The organism is Staphylococcus sp. HMSC056G08 (assembly GCF_001812305.1).
Lineage (GTDB): Bacteria > Bacillota > Bacilli > Staphylococcales > Staphylococcaceae > Staphylococcus > Staphylococcus simulans.
In genome coordinates, this window is sequence record NZ_KV808481.1 from 1 (window position 1) to 20,862 (window position 20,862).

General features: G+C 35.6%; 18 protein-coding genes. 3 read left to right on the top strand and 15 right to left on the bottom strand.

All coding sequences use genetic code 11. The annotated features are described in order from the left end of the window. Positions 1-343: 343 nt before the first annotated feature. From HMPREF2846_RS07500 to HMPREF2846_RS07530, 7 genes are all read right to left on the bottom strand, one after another. On the bottom strand, positions 344-1,417 hold the full coding sequence (locus HMPREF2846_RS07500; protein ID WP_002479500.1) for an Mrp/NBP35 family ATP-binding protein: 1,074 nt from the start codon (positions 1,415-1,417) through the stop codon (positions 344-346). Between the two features lie 174 nt (positions 1,418-1,591). Next, positions 1,592-3,049, bottom strand: a complete 1,458-nt coding sequence (locus HMPREF2846_RS07505; RefSeq protein ID WP_002479502.1) for an MDR family MFS transporter — start codon at positions 3,047-3,049, stop codon at positions 1,592-1,594. 82 nt (positions 3,050-3,131) lie between these two features. Further along, positions 3,132-3,590, bottom strand: a complete 459-nt coding sequence (locus HMPREF2846_RS07510) for a SepA family multidrug efflux transporter (protein ID WP_002479503.1) — start codon at positions 3,588-3,590, stop codon at positions 3,132-3,134. Positions 3,591-3,693: 103 nt separating this feature from the next. Continuing rightward, positions 3,694-5,031, bottom strand: a complete 1,338-nt coding sequence (gene sdrM, locus HMPREF2846_RS07515; protein ID WP_031262411.1) for a multidrug efflux MFS transporter SdrM — start codon at positions 5,029-5,031, stop codon at positions 3,694-3,696. An 83-nt stretch (positions 5,032-5,114) separates the two neighbouring features. Further along, entirely contained in the window at positions 5,115-5,798 is a 684-nt protein-coding gene (locus tag HMPREF2846_RS07520) for a PAQR family membrane homeostasis protein TrhA (protein ID WP_023014942.1), read from the bottom strand. A gap of 20 nt (positions 5,799-5,818) precedes the next feature. Next, a complete protein-coding gene (locus HMPREF2846_RS07525) occupies positions 5,819-7,012 on the bottom strand; it encodes a UTP--glucose-1-phosphate uridylyltransferase (RefSeq protein ID WP_070626358.1) in 1,194 nt (397 codons plus the stop codon). 193 nt (positions 7,013-7,205) lie between these two features. Further along, positions 7,206-7,721, bottom strand: coding sequence for a metal-dependent hydrolase (locus HMPREF2846_RS07530; protein ID WP_002479507.1), 516 nt, complete (start codon positions 7,719-7,721; stop codon positions 7,206-7,208). 188 nt (positions 7,722-7,909) lie between these two features. On the opposite strand from HMPREF2846_RS07530, the gene HMPREF2846_RS07535 reads away from it, so the two are divergent. Then, the gene (locus tag HMPREF2846_RS07535; RefSeq protein WP_002479508.1) at positions 7,910-8,170 is read left to right on the top strand and encodes a SunI/YnzG family protein; all 261 of its coding nucleotides are present in this window, start codon (positions 7,910-7,912) and stop codon (positions 8,168-8,170) included. 81 nt (positions 8,171-8,251) lie between these two features. Here the strand turns inward: HMPREF2846_RS07535 and HMPREF2846_RS07540 are convergent, their stop codons facing one another. Next, positions 8,252-9,343 carry a low temperature requirement protein A gene (locus HMPREF2846_RS07540; protein WP_070626359.1) on the bottom strand — a complete coding sequence of 364 codons (1,092 nt, stop codon included), beginning with the start codon at positions 9,341-9,343 and terminating at the stop codon, positions 8,252-8,254. A gap of 149 nt (positions 9,344-9,492) precedes the next feature. On the opposite strand from HMPREF2846_RS07540, the gene HMPREF2846_RS07545 reads away from it, so the two are divergent. Beyond that, positions 9,493-9,828 (top strand): heme oxygenase, encoded by a 336-nt coding sequence (locus HMPREF2846_RS07545; RefSeq protein ID WP_070626360.1) that lies wholly within the window; start codon positions 9,493-9,495, stop codon positions 9,826-9,828. A 50-nt stretch (positions 9,829-9,878) separates the two neighbouring features. Here HMPREF2846_RS07545 and HMPREF2846_RS07550 read toward each other — a convergent pair whose 3' ends face one another. The 7 genes from HMPREF2846_RS07550 to HMPREF2846_RS07580 form a co-directional block, all read right to left on the bottom strand. Continuing rightward, positions 9,879-11,249 (bottom strand): YjiH family protein, encoded by a 1,371-nt coding sequence (locus HMPREF2846_RS07550; RefSeq protein ID WP_002479511.1) that lies wholly within the window; start codon positions 11,247-11,249, stop codon positions 9,879-9,881. Positions 11,250-11,424: 175 nt separating this feature from the next. After that, entirely contained in the window at positions 11,425-12,387 is a 963-nt protein-coding gene (locus HMPREF2846_RS07555) for a FecCD family ABC transporter permease (RefSeq protein WP_070626361.1), read from the bottom strand. Then, positions 12,384-13,409: a FecCD family ABC transporter permease gene (locus HMPREF2846_RS07560; RefSeq protein WP_083309986.1), complete on the bottom strand. Its 1,026-nt coding sequence runs from the start codon at positions 13,407-13,409 to the stop codon at positions 12,384-12,386. Before HMPREF2846_RS07560 ends, HMPREF2846_RS07555 begins: the two co-directional genes overlap by 4 nt. Before the next feature lie 31 nt (positions 13,410-13,440). Next, a complete protein-coding gene (locus HMPREF2846_RS07565; protein ID WP_002479514.1) occupies positions 13,441-14,430 on the bottom strand; it encodes an ABC transporter substrate-binding protein in 990 nt (329 codons plus the stop codon). A gap of 281 nt (positions 14,431-14,711) precedes the next feature. Continuing rightward, complete coding sequence (locus HMPREF2846_RS07570) at positions 14,712-15,782, bottom strand: alanine racemase (protein ID WP_070626363.1); 1,071 nt, start codon at positions 15,780-15,782, stop codon at positions 14,712-14,714. Between the two features lie 5 nt (positions 15,783-15,787). Further along, positions 15,788-17,545 carry an IucA/IucC family protein gene (locus HMPREF2846_RS07575; RefSeq protein ID WP_070626364.1) on the bottom strand — a complete coding sequence of 586 codons (1,758 nt, stop codon included), beginning with the start codon at positions 17,543-17,545 and terminating at the stop codon, positions 15,788-15,790. Then, a complete protein-coding gene (locus HMPREF2846_RS07580; RefSeq protein ID WP_002479517.1) occupies positions 17,542-18,720 on the bottom strand; it encodes an MFS transporter in 1,179 nt (392 codons plus the stop codon). Before HMPREF2846_RS07580 ends, HMPREF2846_RS07575 begins: the two co-directional genes overlap by 4 nt. A 106-nt stretch (positions 18,721-18,826) precedes the next feature. Between HMPREF2846_RS07580 and HMPREF2846_RS07585 the strand changes: the two genes are divergently transcribed. Then, positions 18,827-20,794, top strand: coding sequence for an IucA/IucC family protein (locus HMPREF2846_RS07585; protein WP_070626365.1), 1,968 nt, complete (start codon positions 18,827-18,829; stop codon positions 20,792-20,794). Positions 20,795-20,862: the final 68 nt, after the last annotated feature.

Here is a 20,862-nt window from a genome sequence, read left to right on the forward strand (position 1 = left end):
TATTGTCATTCAGTTTTCAATGTTCATTTTTTCAGTAACGTTATTCATTGTAGCACTTCGTGTTTTCGAAGTCAACACTTAATTAACATTACTTTTACAATTTTAAAATGTTTTCTTCATTTCCGCAAGAGTAAGTTTTACACTCTTGATAACTCGTCGTTTTTTAGCGACTTTATTATCTTAGCACCTTCAAAGTGTTAAGTCAATAACTTTTTTTCAGGTTTTTTAAGTGTTTATTTAACTTGTTTTTCTCGCTCACAAAAATATATTCTAACAGGATTTCAGAAAAACGCAAGAGAAAAACGCAGATTTTTTGAAAAAACCTGCGTTTTATTTAGACTTCTTATTTTTTCATTGTTTTAGTGATAACTTTTTGCGCGATTTGTTGATAAATTTCACCAAGTTGATCATCAGGTTGATAAATAGAAGGTGAAAAATCTTTAGGATCCCATGTAGGTTGTGCTAATGGTAATTGACCTAATAAGTCAGCATTAAGTTCATCTGCTAGTTTTTTACCGCCATCTTTACCAAAGATATATTCTTTATTTCCAGTTTCCTTACTTTCGAAATAAGACATGTTTTCAATAACACCTAAAATAGAATGTTCTGTATGTTTTGCCATTGCTCCAGCACGTGCTGCTACAAATGCTGCAGTTGGATGAGGTGTTGTTACGATAATTTCTTTACTTGATGGCAACATTGTATGTACATCCAATGCCACATCACCTGTACCTGGAGGTAAATCTAATAGTAAGTAATCAAGATCTCCCCATTTTACGTCTGTAAAGAAGTTCGTCAACATTTTACCTAGCATTGGTCCACGCCAAATTACAGGTGCATTCTCTTCAACGAAGAATGCCATAGACATTACTTTTACACCATGACGTTCAACTGGTTTTACTGATTTACCTTCAATGCCTGGTTTATTATCGATACCCATCATATCAGGAACACTGAAACCATAAATGTCAGCATCGATTAAACCGACTTTTTTACCTTCACGTGCTAATGCCACAGCAAGGTTAACTGCTACTGTAGATTTACCTACGCCGCCTTTACCAGATGCAATCGCAATAAATTCAACAGGGTTACCTTTTGAAAGTAGACCTTCGATTGTTTGCGGTTGGTCTTCTGCTGGATCATCACCAGTAAACTTAGCAACCGTCTCAGAATCTAATTCTTCAAAACGAATACCAACTGTGTTTGCTCCATTTTCTTTCAATGTTTCAACAATTGCCATTTGCAAGTCTAATTGAGGTTTTCCACCTAATTTTGCCATCGCAATTTTGACACTGACATGTTCAATTTCTTCTTTAATCGTGATATTCACAATACCACCTGTATCTTTAAATGGTACATCTAAAATTGGATCTTTCAGATTCCCCACTAGTTCGTTGACTTGTTCAACTGTTAACAAAGTACGTCACCCCAAATATAAATTAATGTTTACTCTTATTATTTTAACAAACTTAATGTATAAGTGGTAACGAATAATCCAAAGAACTTCCCCTTTCCTAGAAAACCTAACAAAAACCAGCAAAACAATCTATATATTGCTTTGCTGGTTTTATGTTTAAAGATTGATTCAGTTTTAAATTTTACGTGCATTCATTTGCTTTTTAGTTTCACCTTTTATTCTATCTCTAATGAATAAACCTATAATGAAGCCAATTAATACAATAACTGTCACTACACCAAATGATAAATCCACACCACGCGCAATTGCTTCGCGATGGAATAATTCTTTAGAAGCCACTTCATTTGGATTTGGCGCAAATGTTCTTGTACCTAATGTCATTAATGCAACCATAATCGCTGTACCAATTGATGAAGCCATCATACGAGCGAAGTTCATAATTGCTGTACCGTGTGAAATATCTTTATTCGGTAATGCATTGACGCCCGCTGTATTAAGCGGCATCGCAAGTAATGACACTGAGAACATTCTTAACGCATAAATTAATACAAGATACCAGAATGGTGTATCTACTTTTAAGAATGCTAAGACTCCAGTAAATATAGTCAACATGGTAAAGCCGATAATCACTAATGGTCTAACACCGTATTTATCGTAGAACTTACCGGTGTAGATAGACATCACGCCATTGACCACTGCACCAGGTAATATCACAATACCTGATAAGAAAGCTGATAAGCCCATCGCATTTTGTACATAAATGGGAATCAACAGTGCTGGGCCAATCATTGATGTCATTACGATCATTGAACAAATAGCTGATAGCGTAAATGTTTTGTTTTTAAAGACGCGCAAGTTCAAGATTGGATTCTCGATTGTTAATTGACGTTTCACAAACACCCAAATGACAAATAGGCTGGCAATAAATGGTACATAGAACGTCCAGCTGTCAAAGCCTGAAGAACCCGCACTACTGAATGCTAATAACATTACACCGAATCCGATTGTTGAATAAATCACAGATTTCATATCTAATGTAATATCTTTAGGTTCATTGAAGCTTTTAATACTGATTGCTCCGAAGATATATCCAATTAACGCAATCACAGCTACTGCGATAAATGGTGTACGCCAACTTGAAACATCAATAATCAAACCTGAGACTGTAGGTCCGATAGCTGGTGCGAAGGAAATAACGAGACCAGCTAATCCCATTGCGAAGCCACGTTCATTTTTTGGGAAAAGTGTAAATAAAGTGAATTGCATCAACGGCATAATAATGCCTGCACCCATAGCTTGGATGACACGTGCAGTCATTAAAACACCGAAGTTCGGTGCAATTGCCGCTAATATAGTACCAATTAAAAATATTCCCATTGATGCTAAATATAACGGTCTGGTTTTGATTTTATCCATTAAGAAGGCAGTTAAAGGAATCATGACTCCGTTAACTAACATAAAACCAGTTACTAGCCATTGGGATGTGTTCTCTCCAATGTTGAAACTACGCATGATAGCAGGCAGTGCAGTATTAAGTAGCGTTTGGTTTAATATCGCAATGAATGCGCTCGTAATCATAACTGTGACAATCAAATTTCTTTTTTGCTTAGAAATAGTAGCCTGCTCTGGCATAGATATAAACACTCCTTTATAAACTTACCATAATATAATGCACTAAAAATAGTTAGCAAAGCAAACTAATTGCTCATGCAGGTCACTTATTTCTATTCAAGTCTTCACTATCAGGATAAAAGACTTCTTTACATACGTAAAAGAACGCCATAATCAACATAATGACCCAAAAATCAATGTTGATATATGCATAATGAATATGGACTACAAAATAGAACATTACCGTTGTAACGGAGTATGAAATCAAATGAAAGATTTCACCATGAAAATATGGGCTATGCGGCAATTTCTTTTTGAAATAATCCATCAGATATTCTACTAAGAACATTGTGAAGTAACCTAATACAATATAGCTGCCGTAGTAAAATAAGTTTTGGTAGAAACCTTTGTTATATCCGAAATACCCTAGATGCCAAAAAATAAGCAAACGACTCAATCCAAATAATACGAAGCCTAAAAGTGTGAGGAAAATCGCACCGGAAATCACAAACACTAATAGCACAATTAATGTAGATATTAAATTGAATATATTGAATTTCAAGTTTTCCTCACTCCTTTCGCTCTTTCTTTATACACCCGTATAATAACACAATATGATTTAAGTTATTAATTAAAAATATCCCGCATTTCAGCGGGATACCCAATTAGTCGTTTTGCGTTTGATTTCGATAAAAGACTATCCATAATAGGAATAGCATCATAATAAAGATGATAATCAAAACAACGTTATTTAAAATTCTTGCGCCTCCTACAACAAACGGTAAGGCATACATGCCGCCCATGATTGTAGAACCGATAGAATTACCTAAATTCTTAGAAAGAGAATAAAACGACATCATCCGCTTCATTTCTCTCGGTGACGTTTCCTCTTGCACAATCACACTGTCCTTTGTATAAACAATACCGAAACTTGCGCCTGCTAACATCAATGTTGCGGCTAATAATATCGGTGCTGCATGTGTAACAAAGACAATCACACTACATAATAGTAAAGAAGTGAAGGCAACAAGATACAACGCTTTTCTTGTTAACCCTGCTTCAATACGATGTAAATTGAAGTTAATCAACAACCAAGCTGCTGAAATCGGGAAAACCACAAATCCACTTTGGAGTGGCGATAATCCGATTTCTTCTTGTAAGTATATCGGCATGTATAAGTTATAGCCCATTAAGATCATCGCATATATAAAATCAGTAATAAAAATAATAGTGATGCGACGATTAAATTCTTCAATAGGTAAAAACGGTGTCGATACTTGTTTCTCAACTTTGACAAGTTTATAGGCAAATACGATACCAATCACAATCATGATACCTTTCAACCATAGTGATAACGGTGTTGTAATCGCACCTAATATAAAGATAAGGACTAAATAGAAGAAGAACAGACCTTTTTGATCAAATGCTTCTCCACTTGATACTTGTTCCTCATCAAAAATAAAGGTCGTAAATGCCAACACACCAGCAACCACAGCAATCGGAATATTAATAAAGAATAACCAATGCCATGTCGCAAATTCTAAGATTGCACCACCAAGTAAAGGACCGATAATACTTGAAATCCCCCATACACTGCCGACAATCCCCATTATTTTATATCGTAACGGAATTTCAAAGGCAAGTTTCGGTACAATTTGGCTGAGCACCATCATGACACCTGACCCTAAACCTTGGATAAAGCGAGAGATAATTAATAAAGTAAATGTACTGCTTAATCCAGACATCAAACTACCAACACTGAATAATAACAGTCCACCAATCGTTACATGTATAAGTTTAAAACGCGAAAGCAACTCCCCGACTAATGGATTCACAATAACTAAGGCAATAAAATAAATTGAGAACACAAGCGAAATCGAGCTCGTCACGTTTAAATCTGTTTTGATTGTAGGCAATGCTAAAGAAATGATAGATGTTTCGATAGCCGCCATAAACATAATTAAAATCAATGCGGTCACTACACCGATTGACTTCAAATCCATTTTCACACTTTGACACCTCTTTCTTTTTCTCAAATAAGAAAGAGGTCAAGGCTTCTATTCAACAAAAGCCTCAGCCTCTCCCCCTACATAAAATATAAAATTCCGATGAAATGACATAACGATGCTATCACAATAAAGATATGCCAGATCATATGAAAGTACGGACGATTCTTTTGTGCATAGAACCATGCACCAATCGTATAAGCAATACCGCCAAGCAAAATAAATAACATAAATTGCCATGAGGCTTCTCTCCAAATAATCGGAAGATATAAAATGCCGACCCAACCCATAATTAAATACATGAACAAACTGAGTTTAGGATTTACATTTTCAGCAATTGCTTTATACAAAATGCCCCATATCGTAATTCCCCATAGCAACACCATTATAATCCAGCCGAACCATCCGCCGACTACGACTAATGATACTGGTGTATAGGTACCAGATATTGCTATATAAATCATACTGTGATCGATAATACGCATAATATATTTATGCGGTGAGTTATTTTGCATCACATGATAAATCGTTGATGAAATCAGCATTAAAAAGATACTGATGACATATATAGATACACTGACTGATGCCAATGTACCGCCATGAATATAACTATGGACTGCCGCATAAGGCAATACGATTAGTGTAATCAAAGCCGCTGCCCCATGTGAGACTGCATTACCGATTTCTTCACCGAATGATAAAGGAATAATATCTTTAAAACGATTGAGACCACGTTCACTATGTGTATTTGAAGTCTGTTTCAACTATGACTCCACCTTTACAGTTAAATAAGATTTAAGCGTTTTAAATCTTGCGTTGCAGTTTCTACACTATCTTTGCCTTCACGATTTTTTAAAGGTGAAAACTCTTCTTCTCTAGGAACTTGCAGTGTAATAAAACTAGTTGCGTATTTAAAGATATCAAAATAGAACAGTTCAAATTTCAATGCAGGTGCTTTCACTACATTAAAGTCTTCATCTAATTGATTCAATTGTTTGATTGCTAAATGATATGGCAATTCACGATTGACTGCTGATTGGATAAATGCAAGTTTGAACGCATGAATACCGATATTCGCATTATGGAATGCATTTACATCTGAATCACCAAGTTCTGAGTATTCTAAGACACTATCTTTACAGTCAATATTGACTAAACGTCCAACACTTTCACCTTGTTTTGGTTCAATAGATTTTGTGTTGATATCACGATTAGCTTCTGCAGTAAATCCTGCAAAAACTGGATCCAATACACGTGCTAAAACATTATCAATATTGTTCATAAAGATAAACTTCACACCGTCTTCTTCCATTTTATCAAGATAGCCGTATGCATCTAACGCTTTAAATACGCCGCCATTTCCGTTTGGCGTTTCCATGACTTCAGCATTTTCTGTTAAGACAATCTCGCCTTTTTCGTTTAAAGCGACAATATTATCTTGTTTGAAGAAATGGATATAGTCAGGGTTATAGCCAAAATAGTTTTGTTGTTCAAAGAATTCTTGCGTTGCTTCATCATTGATATCGCTAGTCATAATATACCAGTCAATTGTACGTCCAGTTTCTTCGGCTAATTTTAATAGCTGTCTTGCTTGTAGTTCAAATAAGCTGACACCTTCAATTTCAAATGAACCTTTCGGACCATCATAACCAAGACGTGTACCTTGGCCACCTGCCATTAAGACAACCGCAAATTCACCCTTCTTAATCGCATCGATACCTTGAGCATAAAAGTTATTTAATTCTTCTGTTGAATAATCTTTGCGTACTCTATATTTAACTTCAGTCGCTTCAGATACTTCTTCAGTTTTATTTTGAGATTGTTCTACATAAAGTGATTCATACAAATCTAAAATTGCAGATAAGTCTAATGATTGTAATTTAGAAGCAATATTTTCTTTTTCGTTGGAACTCATTAATTTCTCCAATTCTAACAAATGTTGCTGATTGAATTTCTCTAATTTATTCTTATCTAACATGATACCTCTCCTTAAGTTTCTCCGCGATTACCAAGGGTTCTGTCTTTAAATATGTATTTGGCCAACATAAACCCTTCAATATTCTTGAATTATATCACAAATCAATTTTTCAAGCTTGAACCCCCACTTTAAAAAAGCAGAGGTTCTTAAAATCTTCTTTAATCATGTCGACAACACCTTGTCGTTCATTCTTTTATATATTCAAATGAAACCAGTGCATGAACCATTGATTGATGACTTCGCGGAATATAACATATGTTCCGCCAAAAGTAAATGCAGTGGCCAGTGATAAATCTACCATTCCACCAGTTTTAAATTGCATCGGCAGTTTAACTGATAATGGAAATGGATATAATAACTTAACACCTCTCGGCGTCAACATATCTAGAATGATATGAGAAACCATACCGCCGATAATTGCTGTCATATATACAGGAGGTGTATGTATAGTAGATAACAGCAACGCCACAAGTAGCGTAAATAAAATTGAATGTGTAAATGTTCGATGACCGAACAAAAGACGAACAATTAAGCTTAAAAACTTAAAACGACGCCCGATTTTACTTTGTGCATGACAAATGTCAGGCAATAAGCTTCCAGCCCCTGCTAAGACTACAGTGGTGATAGAAGTAAATAAATCGGGATGATAATAGTTGATGGCGAGTGTTCCTATGAGAAACCCGCATGATAAGTGTGTTTTCCCTGTCATCTCTATACTCCTTTCTAGTTGTTTTATTTTATCACAATTTCTTAATAAACACGAACATATTTTCGGACTGTATGTTCGGTTTTTAATTAGTATGACACATTTATAAAAAAGTATCTCACATTACTTGAAAACGGTTTCCAAATAGTGTATGATAGCAATACAAAAATAATTAAAGGATGTGTTCCATAATGGCAATGACAGTAAAGAAAAATAATGACGAAGTTCGTATCCAATGGAGAGTAGCAGACATCAAAATCCCAACAGCAGATATTAAAAACATTAGAGAAGATCAAGATATCCATGCGGTACCAGAAGACGATGGCAGAGAGGTATCTCGTATTGGTTCTACATTTGGTAAAACTAACCGCGTTATTATTGATACTGATGATCACGAATACATCATCTTCACTTTCAATGACAAGAAAGTCTATAATGAACTCACAAAATAAATGAATTAAAAAAGTATAAACTAAAACCCTCCGCTTCTAATTCTGAAGTGGAAGGTTTTTTATTGATTAAGTTCTTTTAACTTAATCTGTTAATATATCCCTATTTTCAATATAATACATGCTGCATAGTACGATAATACCTATGATTTGAACTACTGTTATCAAGTGAATATTTGGAATGATAAATCCAATGACTGTAGTTACTAAGATAATGCCAATATACAGACCTTTTTTCTTTGTAATATTGCGATGTAAAATCGTATCAAAGAATACACCAAATAAGAAAACACAAAATGCGACGGTATAACCGATGCCTTCCGCAAAACTTAAAGGATGATCTGATAAGCCTTTATTCATAATCAAGAAAATAAAGTTTGCAGAATAAATAATGAATAAATGCAGGAACATCGTTAAAAAGCCTGTTGCTTCATCTTTCTCCTGATCCAAGCTACCTTTGTAATGGAACGTATAAATCACAAATAAACTAATGACCATTAAGAAATAGACAACATCTAGTGCTTTAAATTGTGAAAGTTCCATATTATTGACGATTTGAACAATCCCTTCTCCAAATAATAAAATCATAAACAAACTCAGTCGTTCAGTTAAATGTTTAAAAATAACTGGATTCTCTTTAGATGCATTCGCAAAAAATGCAGGGAATGTGGCTGAAATCACGATACCGATAAAATATACCCAAAAGTTAATGCCTTTAGGTAGAAGTAAACCGACTACCGAAAACATGACTGTTAAAACAAGACCTGTTACATACACCTTTAAGAAACGTGCATTAATAGAATGGTCCACAAATTTATAACTTAAAAAATACTGAATTATAATACTGATAAAGATAACTGTAGTTGTTGATGCAAACGCAACAAATGTTTCTTGGAAATTACCATTAATCGCTTTAGACAGATATAAAATCAGAAACATATCTATAAATAAAAAGACATATTGATACCATTTCTGTTCAAAGAATCGATTGACCAGCAATGTATGATAAATCCAAATTGAGAAAAATACTAAAAACAACATAAAATTTTTACCAAGACTTTCCAAGTCGACTAATGAAGTAGAAATATGTTCCACTGTAATATTAATTGTCGAAAGTACATAAACAAAGACCAAATCAAAAAACAGTTCGGCCATACTGACTTCTTTTTTCTTCATTCACTTTTCCCCTATTAATTAAGATTCTTCTTTTTCTTTTTAAATATTGTACCACATGTTTTATAATCAAAATACTGATAACTACACACAATGAACATACAAAAAATCGGGTAAAGAAGATTAACAATAATTTTGAAAGGATGATAGTCTTGTATATTGTCACAAACCAAATAGAAGTGAAAAAAGGCTTTGCTGAAAAAATGGCAGGTCGCTTTACTTCCAACCCTCAATTAAAAGAAATGCCAGGATTTCATCGTGTTGAAGTTTCTTTAGTAGAAGGTGGTCAAAAAGATACTGAGTTCATGCATGTTTCAACATGGTGGGCATCTCAAGATGATTTTGAAAATTGGAAGAATAGCGATGCTTTCAAACAAGCACATCAACGCCCTAAATCTTCTGAGTCAAATGCCTCATCAGAATCTCCTGTTGTCGGAAACAACGTAGTAAAATCTCGTGTGTTGTCATCTTTAGGTACATTAGAATAATAAAAAAAGCTGAGTCGAGCAGTTTCTACTGCAAGACTCAGCTTTTATATTTAGAAGTATAAATGTGCCATTAAAGCAATAATTGGTAATACGATAATCGTTCTGAATAAGAAAATCACAAATAATTTCCAGACACTGACAGGAATCTTAGAACCTAAGATAACCCCACCGACTTCTGATAAGTAAATCAATTGTGAAATACTCAATGCACCGACAACAAATAAGGTAATTTGACTCTTCACACCATCAATTAAAATTGAAGGTAAGAACATATCCGCAAATCCAATCAACATAGTTTCAGATGCTCGTTCTGCTTCAGGAATGTGTAAGAGTTCAAGCAGCGGTACAAAAGGTTTCCCAATAATCTCAAAGACAGGTGTATATGTTGCGATAATCGTCGCAAGTGTCCCGATTGCCATAACAACTGGTAAAATTGCGAACCACATATCTGCAACAGTGACCAACCCTGATTTAAAGAATTGCAAAAGGCCTGGTGATTTGATTCCTTTTTCAGTCGCTAGATTAAATCCATGTTTGAAAGCTGATATGCCTTCAGGTTTAGATTCATCTTTCGCATATTCACTGTTTTCAACCGCATATTCATCTGGTACACTGCGTAACGGCCAAATTCTCGGCATAATCACTGCAGCAACTAAACAAGAAACGATAACTGTTAAATAGAAATAGAAGAAATGATTCTGCATCCCTACTGTTTCAGCCACTACAATCGCAAACGTCAGTGAAACAACACTGAATGTTGTTGAAATAACGGTCGCTTCACGTCTAGAGTAAAAGCCTTGATCATATTGCTTACTTGTAATGATAACACCAACTGTACCATCACCGATAAATGATGCAAGGTTATCCACTGTAGAACGGCCAGGCAAAGTGAATAATGGTCGCATGACTGGTCTGAAAATCGGTCCTAACATTTCTAATAAACCGAATTCCATAAGTAACGGTAAAAAGAGTGCCGCAAAAAAGAACACTGAGAATAACGTCGGCAATAAACTAGAAAAGATTAAATTTCCAGTATCGTCTGAATAAATCACTTTTGTACCAATATGTAAAAATGTCATCCATGCAAACACTACCGCTAATAATCTGACAACCAACCAAATCGGCGTCACATTAAACGTATTATTCAATAACCCATCAGACTTTAAGCGCTTCTTTAAGAAAGTCGAACAGCATAAAGTCAAAATACCAGATAATGTAATTACAATTAAAATTAAATACGGCATTGCTGGACCTAATACGTCCTTCAACCAACCTGCTAAAAATGCTACCAATAATGTCGTTTGTTGCTTTCCGTCTTGTGTCACCGGCACCGGTACTAAGAACAACATGATACCGAGCAATGACATGATAATGAACTTCAAACGTCCCTTGAAGATTTCTGATTTTGTATATTTTTCCATAGTCTCTCCCTTTCATTACAATACATTATAAGCGTATTGTAATGGTTAAGCAATAAGAATTTTAATACTTATACATAAATCTGTATAAATTTAACACCTTCAAATTCTAATACCCCAACTTCCCCATAAAAAAACTGCCTCTCATGTTAATAAGAGACAGTTGTCTATTTCCCTATTACATTTTGCGTAAAACATAAATAAAGTATGGCGCACCGACAATCGCAATAATCACACCGACTGGGATGTCTAACGGCGGATGAATGCCGCGTGCTAATGTATCACTGACTATAATTAAAATCTCACCGACTAATCCAGACATCATAATGATATGAATATGTTTATGGCCGACAATCGAACGTGCAATATGTGGTGCAATCAATCCTAAGAAACTCAGTCCGCCGACAACCGCAATAGAAGAACCTGCCAGCATAACCGCAAGTATCAACATTACCATTTTAACTGAACGAACTCTCGTACCAAGCGCAGTCGCTACTTGATCACCTAAATGAATAATATCTAAACGTTGCGCAAAAAATAAGATAAGCGGTACGGTCACAATAAACCACGGCAAGATTGAAATCACATGGTCCATGGAACGTCCGAATAAACTTCCTGTTAACCATACTAAAGCTAAGTTGGCTTCTAATGGGAATCGAATGAGTAAGTATTGCACAATTGCCATACAAATCGCACCGATGGCTAAACCGATTAACGCTAAGTTTGAACCTTGGACTTCTTTACGTGCGATTAAATAAGATAATAATAAGCTGATGACTAAAGCTCCGATAAACGAAGCAACCGGCAATACATAAATCGGTGCTTTCGGGAAGAGAATCAAGACTGAAACAGCTGCTAAACTCGCACCTTTAGTAATCCCGATAACATCTGGTGATGCTAAAGGATTTCGTACAACACCTTGAATTACTGCACCTGAAATTGCTAAACTGCTGCCGACTAATAAACCGACATAAAGTCTTGGTTCTCGGTATTCATTGACGATAAAGTCATCTTGCATAATCCAGCCTTTGAGGGCTTGAAGCGGATTTACAAATACGGCACCCACACATAATGAGAAGATGGAAACGACGATCAATATCGCAATCACAATTATATATTTACGCCCTAAATGTCTTGTCATACTCGTTTCACTCCTCTCAATGTTAAGCCTAAGAAGTAAACTGCACCGACGAAGGATGTCACAATACCGACCGGTGTCTCAAATGGAAATGCAATTAAACGGCTGATGACATCTGATAATAATAAAATGGCAGCACCGAAAATCATCGTCAGCGGTATAATCACAAAGTAATTATGAGAAGTATAATATTTTACAATGTGCGGAACAATCAAACCGATAAATCCGATAGGTCCGGCAATTGAAACGGATGCTCCGGCTAAAATTACCACCAACACCCCTAACAATAATCGGGTTAATTTAATGTTTTGACCTAGTCCTCGTGCTAACTCATCGCCAAGTTCTAACACTGAAATTTGACGTGCCATGAATAATGCACCGATGAACGCACCGATAATCCATGGTGTGATAGACAATACATCTCCCCATTTCAATGTTGAGAGTGTACCGACTAACCAGAAATAAACTGTCGTTGTAGAATCTTCATTTAATAAAATGATACCTTGTGTCAAACTTGTAAAGAACAAATGAACAGTCATACCAGCTAAAGCTAATTTGACTGGTGTCATGCCTTTCGTTGAGTCAGACAACATATAAACAATACTACCGCCAATAAACGCGCCGATAAACGCAAGTAATGTTGAAATTGAAGTCAATACCGGAAAGATGACTGTAATCACAACAATAATAAATGATGCTCCGGCATTCACACCGAAGATTTGCGGAGATGCCAATGGGTTACGCGTCATTGCCTGCATAAATAAACCAGCAACTGCTAAAGCTGCACCAATCAATAGCCCGCCTGCCATTCTTGGCATACGGATATTATGTATAATAAATGTATTTTTCGTGTCATGATGCCATATTAAATAATCTGCAATATCTTTAAATTTCATATGTGTTGTGCCGACAGTCAAATTGAAATACATCACGATAAAAAGAAAGCACACACTCCCGATAAAGAGGAGTGTGGTGCGTTTTCTTTGTTTCTTTTCAATAAGGCTGTGGCTAGATTGGTTTGTCATAGCCATTCACCCTTCTAATCATCTTAATCGCTTATTTGTTGTTTTGTTCTTTAGATAGTTCTACTAACTCTTTCGCAATTTCTTCTGATGAAATTAAACCACGAGAACGAGACCAAGTACTACGATCTACAGTGTAAACACGTTTATGTTTAACTGCGTCGATTGTTTGCCATACTTTGTCATTTTGTTGTTTCTCTAATAATGGTTTATCTTTTTCATCAATCATGATGAACATTTGTTTTGGATTTACTTTCGCAATTTGTTCCGTACTCATTTTCAAGTATGGACCATCTAGGTATTTAGGTAAATCTTTTGATACATCTTTATTTAATGCTTCTTTAAAGCCTAATTGATGGAACACTTGACCAACATAAGATTTATCTGAGTGCGCCATAATATCTGTTTTAGTTAATACAGCAGGTAAAGCAGCTAAGTCTTTATCTAAAGTAATATCTTTTGAGTATTTATCCATTTTCTTATTATGTTCGTCTAAACGTTTTTCGCCTTCTTTTTCTTTATTCAAGGCTTTTGCGATTGTTTTGAATGATTCGATGTTTGCATCATAGTCACCATCAAAACTTGGTAATAAGATAGTTGGTGCAATTTTGTTTAATTCTTTATAAATACCTTTATGGCGTTGTGCATCCGCAATAATCAAGTCAGGTTTTTCTTTACTGATTACTTCTAAGTTTGGTTGTTTACGTGTACCGACTGATTCGTAATTTCCGATTTTCTCACGGATAGGTTTGATAATACGATCTTTTTTATTATCGTCTGCAACCCCTACAGGTTTCACATCTAATGCAGCTAAAGCATCAACGAATGAATATTCTAAAGCAACGACACGTTTCGCATCTTTTTTCACTTTCGTTGTGCCCGCTTCATTTTTTACTGCGATTGTATCATCTGAAGATTTACTATCAGACTCTTTTGAACTATCTTTGCTGTTATTGCCGCAAGCCGCAACGACAGTCAAAGCAAGTACTAACATAAGAATACCAAGAAACTTTAATCTATTCATGTTTCCACTCCTTCATATTGTTAGATGCTCTATGAGGCAACAAATGAAATGTAGCTGAAGGTCAACTCAGTTATCTTTCTCGTTCCAAGTTATGTATGAAGGTCGTATGTATCTACGTACCATCCATTTAGATATATCCCATTTATCGCTCATTCAATCATCTTACTTTTTATTTTATTGATAACGATTCTCAATGTCAACATGGTTTTAGCAATAATAAACAAAAAACCGAACAAATTTTGTTCGGTTTACAATATTGTCAATTTTTTTGCCTATATCTATCAAGGATTAATTTGAACATGATCATGATTGACTTCAAAATGGTCCACTAAAATTTGTACACCAGCATCTCTGATATACACATGTTTCAGCGTCTTTTGATACATACTTTGTGCTAATGCATTATAACCTAGCGTAAACTCAATGATATCTCCTGTTTGATAATAATCTGTGTTTTGTAAATCAATCATGAGGTGATCACTTGTCGCACCCATAATTTTCACTTGATCATTTAAAGGAGTAATATCTTCTATCACAGTATCAATATGACCGATGTCTAAGATGGCCTGTAAATATGAACGATCATGTTGAATATCTATTCTTGGTTTGACTTCTATAATTTCTGCTTTCAAAGTAATCGCATTTTGGAAGAGATAATGAATCGGCTTTTGATCTACTGTACTGATACCGCGAAACAATGACTCACCTATTCTTAAATGGTTGATTCTGCCGAACGTACAATAATCAAGTAATGGTAACGCACTTGAGTTGCCACCTGAAATCATTTTTAAAGTATAACCCATTTCTTTTTCAACTGTTTGTACAAATTGATTCATACGTAAAATATCTTCTTCAGTCGGCGGAATATCTAAAAAGCACATAAAATTAAAAGCCAGTCCTGTTAAACATATATGAGACATATACATGATTTCTTCTATGTACTTAACAACGTCATACGTTAAGACACCTTCACGACTGTCCTTCCAATCTACCATTAATAATATTTTATGTTTTTTGCCCATTGATTTTGCAGTTTCATTCAATAAGCGAATTGTTTCAAGATCCGTTTGTATACTAATATCAGTTTTCTCAATACAATCTTCTAATTCACTGCGATTAGGCGTGCGGATCAACATATAAGAGAGTGCACCGTCATGAATTTGGTCAATATTGACCATACGTGCGTCACCCATCTGATCAAAACCAAGTGTTTTCAATGATTCAACAATCAGCTTATCTCCAGCGATACATTTAATCACTGGCATCATTTCTAAATTTCTTTGTGCCAGCTTTTCTTTCAACATCAATGCATTGAATTGGATTTTGGCTAAATCTATTTCTACATAAGCCATGGGGTTCACTCTCCTTCTTTCAATGGGTTATCTAAAATCGTATTTACGTATTTTTTTACTTTGCCTTCCATGCGCATTCTTAATAAAGATTTCACAGTAATCGTCGTTCCAAAGAGAATTTGGTTCAAGACTGTCGCATGTGGTTTATTCGGATCAATCGCATGGCGTGTAATTTCTTGAACAATCGTAAACAACTCTTGTTCTGTCACATCCTCATGCTGACTCAAATGATAAATTAATTCACCCATTTGATTTTGAATGACTGCGTGTTGAAATTTCGCAATCACCGCTTCAATATCTTCCGCAATTAAGCTTTCATTCTCAACTTTGACATTTGGAATTTTCTCTTTCATCGTTTCTAAATCTATACGAGAGCCGCCTAAATCTCTGACCATAAAGGCCATTTTATAGTCCTTGCCAAGTTTCACAATTGTATTTTGCATGTGCGCTTCTAACGCAATGCCATACTCTTGGATATAGGCAATTAATGGTGGGATTAAAGTATGTGCATAGACTGTCATGAAATGCTTGATTGATTGTGCTGAAATTTCACGATCAACCCATTCTAAGTAACTGTCCACCACTTTCATGTCATCTACAGGATTTTGATTTACTAAACTTGCGGTTACGACAGTTACACCTTCACCATCAATCATCGGGCGTTCTCTGACAATATAAGCTAATTGTCGTGCTTGGTCTGGTTCAATAGCTGCATGTAAGCCGAACGGTTCTCTCGCCACTTTAAGTTGCGGATAGACGTTCAACATATCTTGTAATTCATAACTTAATTTCGGTCCATCTACTGTCGTAACAGAAGAAACTGTACGAATGGCACTCGTTGCCTGAACTTGAACTGGCAATTTAATATGATAAGGACGCTCTAATAACGCCATCGTTCTAAATGATAAAGTTGCCTTTGACTTCAAAGTGATGGGTGTCGGTATTAAACGTTGTTCCTGAATCCAAGTTTTAAATTGTTCTACAATGACATGTTCATATTGCCATGGATGAATTATGACAATTTCAAAGTCATCGATATCATAACCGAGCGCTTTCGCATAATCTTTCAATTGGGCTTTATCATCTTTTAGAACTTCATTCAATATGAAATCAGGATCAGAAGAAGCGCTGGTTGTCACTGCATCTTCTTTTCTCAGCAACATGACTTTTAATGGAATGATTTGTTCGAACTCTGGCGCATAACGCATCACTTCTTCGTTCGTTAAAGGCAGTTTGGTTTTGGATAATGGATGAGTCGGATGTCCTTCGACAACTAAACTCTCTGAATATAATAAATCATCCATTTCACCTAATGCATTCATATGCGACATCCAAGCAAAATAATTCAAGCTCACTGGCATTCTCGAAAATTTCATACTATCTTGAATGAGCTGATGGCGTTTCTCCATTTGTGCATAAGTTAAATCAAAGCCACGTCGACTATGAATCAACTCTTGTTTTAAACGAGTCGGGAACACTACGTCAAAATCTTGTTCTAGCGTGTCGATTAGTTGTTCTAAGGATGCTATCGTCTGTTGTTTGTCTCCCTCTTGCAGTTCCAGCGGCCCTTGCATTTGATAGCGTTCAAATGCATATACACCATTAATGCTGACTGAGAGTACTTTACCTTGATATTGAACTTCTAACCGATGATTTTGTTTCGTAATACGTGTGCCTTCGTTAAAAATGTGTTCTTTAATCATGGCGTTGAATACACGATGCTGCATATTGATATCTGCTTGTTGTAATGTTGTTTGTCTCATATTACACTTCCTCTATTCTTAAGTTCTTTCATCCCATAAAAGAGTGCTGCAATGAGTAATGTACTAAGACCCATTGTAATAAATGTCGGTACAATGCCGATAAGTTCTGTTAATGCACTCATAATAACTGCACCTAATGGAATCATGCCGCGATCCATCATCACAATACTTAAAATTCTGCCACGTCTTTCAGGTTCAATATGTGTTTGAAAATATACACGATTCGTTGTCCGTGCACATTGACTAAATAAACCGATTAAAAAGATAAAGCCGAACAGCAGAATTGTATTCGGCATAACTACCATCAGTAATGCGATACCAAACAGGATAGAACTTAAATAGTATACATTAATTGAATAAAATAATTTCAGTATCTGCGGCAATAATAACGTTGCGGTAATACCACCGATAGCACTGAAGGTCATTGCGATGCCAAAGACTGAAGCCTGACCAGGAAAATTCAAACTGGTTAATACCGGTAATAAGGTGGTATAAGAGAAGCCAGTGGCCATAATCAACAATGACGTAATAAAGATATGGAGTCCTTGTCCATGTGTTTTAAAATAATCTTTGACGACCGTTGCAGAGAAACGTGCTGCACCTTCTTCATCTGAAGCTGAAGCGACTTTGAAATGAAGTGGCAAGCATAACAGCATAGCACCTATGTAAACCAAGGTTTGTGCTAAAAATGCATATTTCACATTCAACACTGCGATAATGCCCCCTGCAATCGCTGGTCCGATTGATCGACAAATATTAATGATAAACGAATGATACGATACTGCTTTGACTGTACTGATTTTATCAGATAAATCAGGCAAAATCGCCTGTCTGACAGGTGTCTCTACAGCATTAAGTATGCCCCTTAAACAAGCATAAATCAAAATAATATATATAGGTAATTCCCTGTATTCAAAGCTCAACAAACATAAGATTGCTGTTAAAGTTGTAGAACCTGTGACAGTTATTCGAATTAATCTCCCTCTATCGAATTTATCAGCTAAAGCCCCTGCCCAGATACTTAGAAATAAGATTGGTATCAGTCTGACGAAATTGACCAATCCCAAATAAAAAGCATTGTGATATTGTTCGTATACATACCAATTTAATGCGATTTGTCCGATCCAATTCCCCAAAAACAGTAGGAATGAACTTGGGAAAAAATATTTTGCCATTTTTTATTCCACCTGTCTTTTTAATTGATAATGATTATCATTACCGATATGATGGATTATACAAATCTTTAGTTGTTTTGTAAAATAATTAAATAAGAGGTGTATTATGGAAAATATATTACAACAAACAAATGAACAACCTATAAAGCTCACAGCAGAAGAACAATCTGCTTATGATTACCTTTCTGCATCCCATCCACAATGGGCTGAGCAATTTAAAGCTATTTTACTAACTGCAAGAGACTTGGTTACGAAACGTTTAGTCGTTTCAATTTATCGAGAAAATATGGTCAATCAAGGCCGACAAGCACAAATTATAAATAATACAGATTTACCTTTTGAGTTATCATCGAACACAGGCAAAGTCATGAAGATGGATTGGCCGACATCTAGACTGACACTCTATGCGCCAATTTCAGGATTTCATGCTTTTGATCGTATTGATATGGATGGTCCATTTTATTTCACAGAAATGGATAAACCAGAGACACACCAACGCATTATGCATCCAGAAGAAGTATTAGAAGTGATTTTAACAGAAGCACCTAAATTCAAAGGACCAGCAAGTGATCAATTCAGTGACGATATGATGAATAGTGTAGCCAATATGGCACTCGCACTCAGCTATCAACATATCACTTTAAAAGATGATACACGTGCTATGTTCGATATTATCGCACACGCATCAGATAGTTATTTACGTTCTGAACAATCAGTCATTGAAGGTCACCCGCTTCACCCAGGTGCCAAATTACGCAAAGGCTTAACACCACAAGAAAACATTCAATATTCTTCTGAATTCCAACAACCCATTGCATTAAAATGGATTGCGGTACACAATGACCTCGTTCGTACACAAACACTTGAGCATACATATAATGAAACGCTCTTTAAAAACTTCGAAGGTTTAGAAAGTGCCTTTAACCAAGCAATCCCTTCAGATGAACACAATCATTACAGCATGATTGTGTTACATCCTTGGCAATATGATGAGATTTTAGAACATGACTATGCACAAGAACTTGATACAGGTCAAATTAAGACAATCCCTTACGAAACATCTTATTATGCGGGACTGTCATTTAGAACTTTAATGCCGAAATGGCCAGAAACAACACCGCATGTCAAACTCTCAACCAATGTGCATATTACCGGAGAGATTCGAACATTGTCAGAACAAACCACATTTAATGGTCCACTTGTGACGCATATCGTTAACCAAATATTGACTGAAGACCCTTTATTTAAAGATATTCAAGCTTCTGGAATTTCTGAACTAGCGGGTATTCATTTCTATCACAAACAAGATCAAGGCGACTATCAAACAGAACGCAGTGAACAGCTTGGTTCACTCTTAAGAGAAAATGTTTATCACTTAACAGCACCTGATACTATTAACATCATTCCATCAAGTTTAGTAGTTAGTAATCCTAACGCTGAAATTGCAGTGATAAACTCGTTAATTGAACGTTATCAAAATGCGAAGCAAACAGAATCTTTTGAAGCTGCTTCAGAAGCTTGGCTTGCTGAATATGCGCAAGCATTAGTCGATATTGTGATTCCATTAATGGTGAAATATGGTATTGCTTTAGAAGCACATTTACAAAATGCAGTGTCTTCATTCAATGAAGATGGCAGCTTAAATCATATGTTCATTCGTGACTATGAAGGTTTACGTATTGATGAACAACAACTCAACGACAGTGGTTTCTCAACAGAACATTTCCATGAAAAATCACGTATCTTAACTAGCAAATCAACTTCTGTATTCAACAAGGCGTTCTATTCAACTATCCAAAACCATCTTGGAGAGCTAATTTTAACAATCGCGCAACATACACAAGAAAGCGTGATATCAGAAAACAAATTATGGGATGTTGTTAAACAGATTACACAAAAGAAATTCAATCAAATGCAAGCAGATCATACGATTGATAATGAACGTTTAGCTGACATCAAACACACATTCTTTGCTGAAACGATTGATTATAAATGTGTTACTACTATGCGCTTAGAAGATGAAGCACATGACTATACGTATGTAAAAGTTGAAAATCCTTTAGCAACAGAATAAAAAATGTATCAAAAAGAGGGCGGTATTTTGAAGTTATCTTCAAATCCGCCCTCTTACTTATTTATATT

Bases quoted from the DNA above. Each gene is read 5' to 3' on its own strand.
- HMPREF2846_RS07505 (WP_002479502.1), bottom strand. From the start codon at position 3,049: ATGCCAGAGCAGGCTACTATTTCTAAGCAAAAAAGAAATTTGATTGTC.
- sdrM (WP_031262411.1), bottom strand. From the start codon at position 5,031: ATGGATTTGAAGTCAATCGGTGTAGTGACCGCATTGATTTTAATTATG.
- HMPREF2846_RS07525 (WP_070626358.1), bottom strand. From the start codon at position 7,012: ATGTTAGATAAGAATAAATTAGAGAAATTCAATCAGCAACATTTGTTA.
- HMPREF2846_RS07530 (WP_002479507.1), bottom strand. From the start codon at position 7,721: ATGACAGGGAAAACACACTTATCATGCGGGTTTCTCATAGGAACACTC.
- HMPREF2846_RS07535 (WP_002479508.1), top strand. From the start codon at position 7,910: ATGGCAATGACAGTAAAGAAAAATAATGACGAAGTTCGTATCCAATGG.
- HMPREF2846_RS07540 (WP_070626359.1), bottom strand. From the start codon at position 9,343: ATGAAGAAAAAAGAAGTCAGTATGGCCGAACTGTTTTTTGATTTGGTC.
- HMPREF2846_RS07550 (WP_002479511.1), bottom strand. From the start codon at position 11,249: ATGGAAAAATATACAAAATCAGAAATCTTCAAGGGACGTTTGAAGTTC.
- HMPREF2846_RS07555 (WP_070626361.1), bottom strand. From the start codon at position 12,387: ATGACAAGACATTTAGGGCGTAAATATATAATTGTGATTGCGATATTG.
- HMPREF2846_RS07560 (WP_083309986.1), bottom strand. From the start codon at position 13,409: ATGACAAACCAATCTAGCCACAGCCTTATTGAAAAGAAACAAAGAAAA.
- HMPREF2846_RS07565 (WP_002479514.1), bottom strand. From the start codon at position 14,430: ATGAATAGATTAAAGTTTCTTGGTATTCTTATGTTAGTACTTGCTTTG.
- HMPREF2846_RS07570 (WP_070626363.1), bottom strand. From the start codon at position 15,782: ATGGCTTATGTAGAAATAGATTTAGCCAAAATCCAATTCAATGCATTG.
- HMPREF2846_RS07575 (WP_070626364.1), bottom strand. From the start codon at position 17,545: ATGAGACAAACAACATTACAACAAGCAGATATCAATATGCAGCATCGT.
- HMPREF2846_RS07580 (WP_002479517.1), bottom strand. From the start codon at position 18,720: ATGGCAAAATATTTTTTCCCAAGTTCATTCCTACTGTTTTTGGGGAAT.
- HMPREF2846_RS07585 (WP_070626365.1), top strand. From the start codon at position 18,827: ATGGAAAATATATTACAACAAACAAATGAACAACCTATAAAGCTCACA.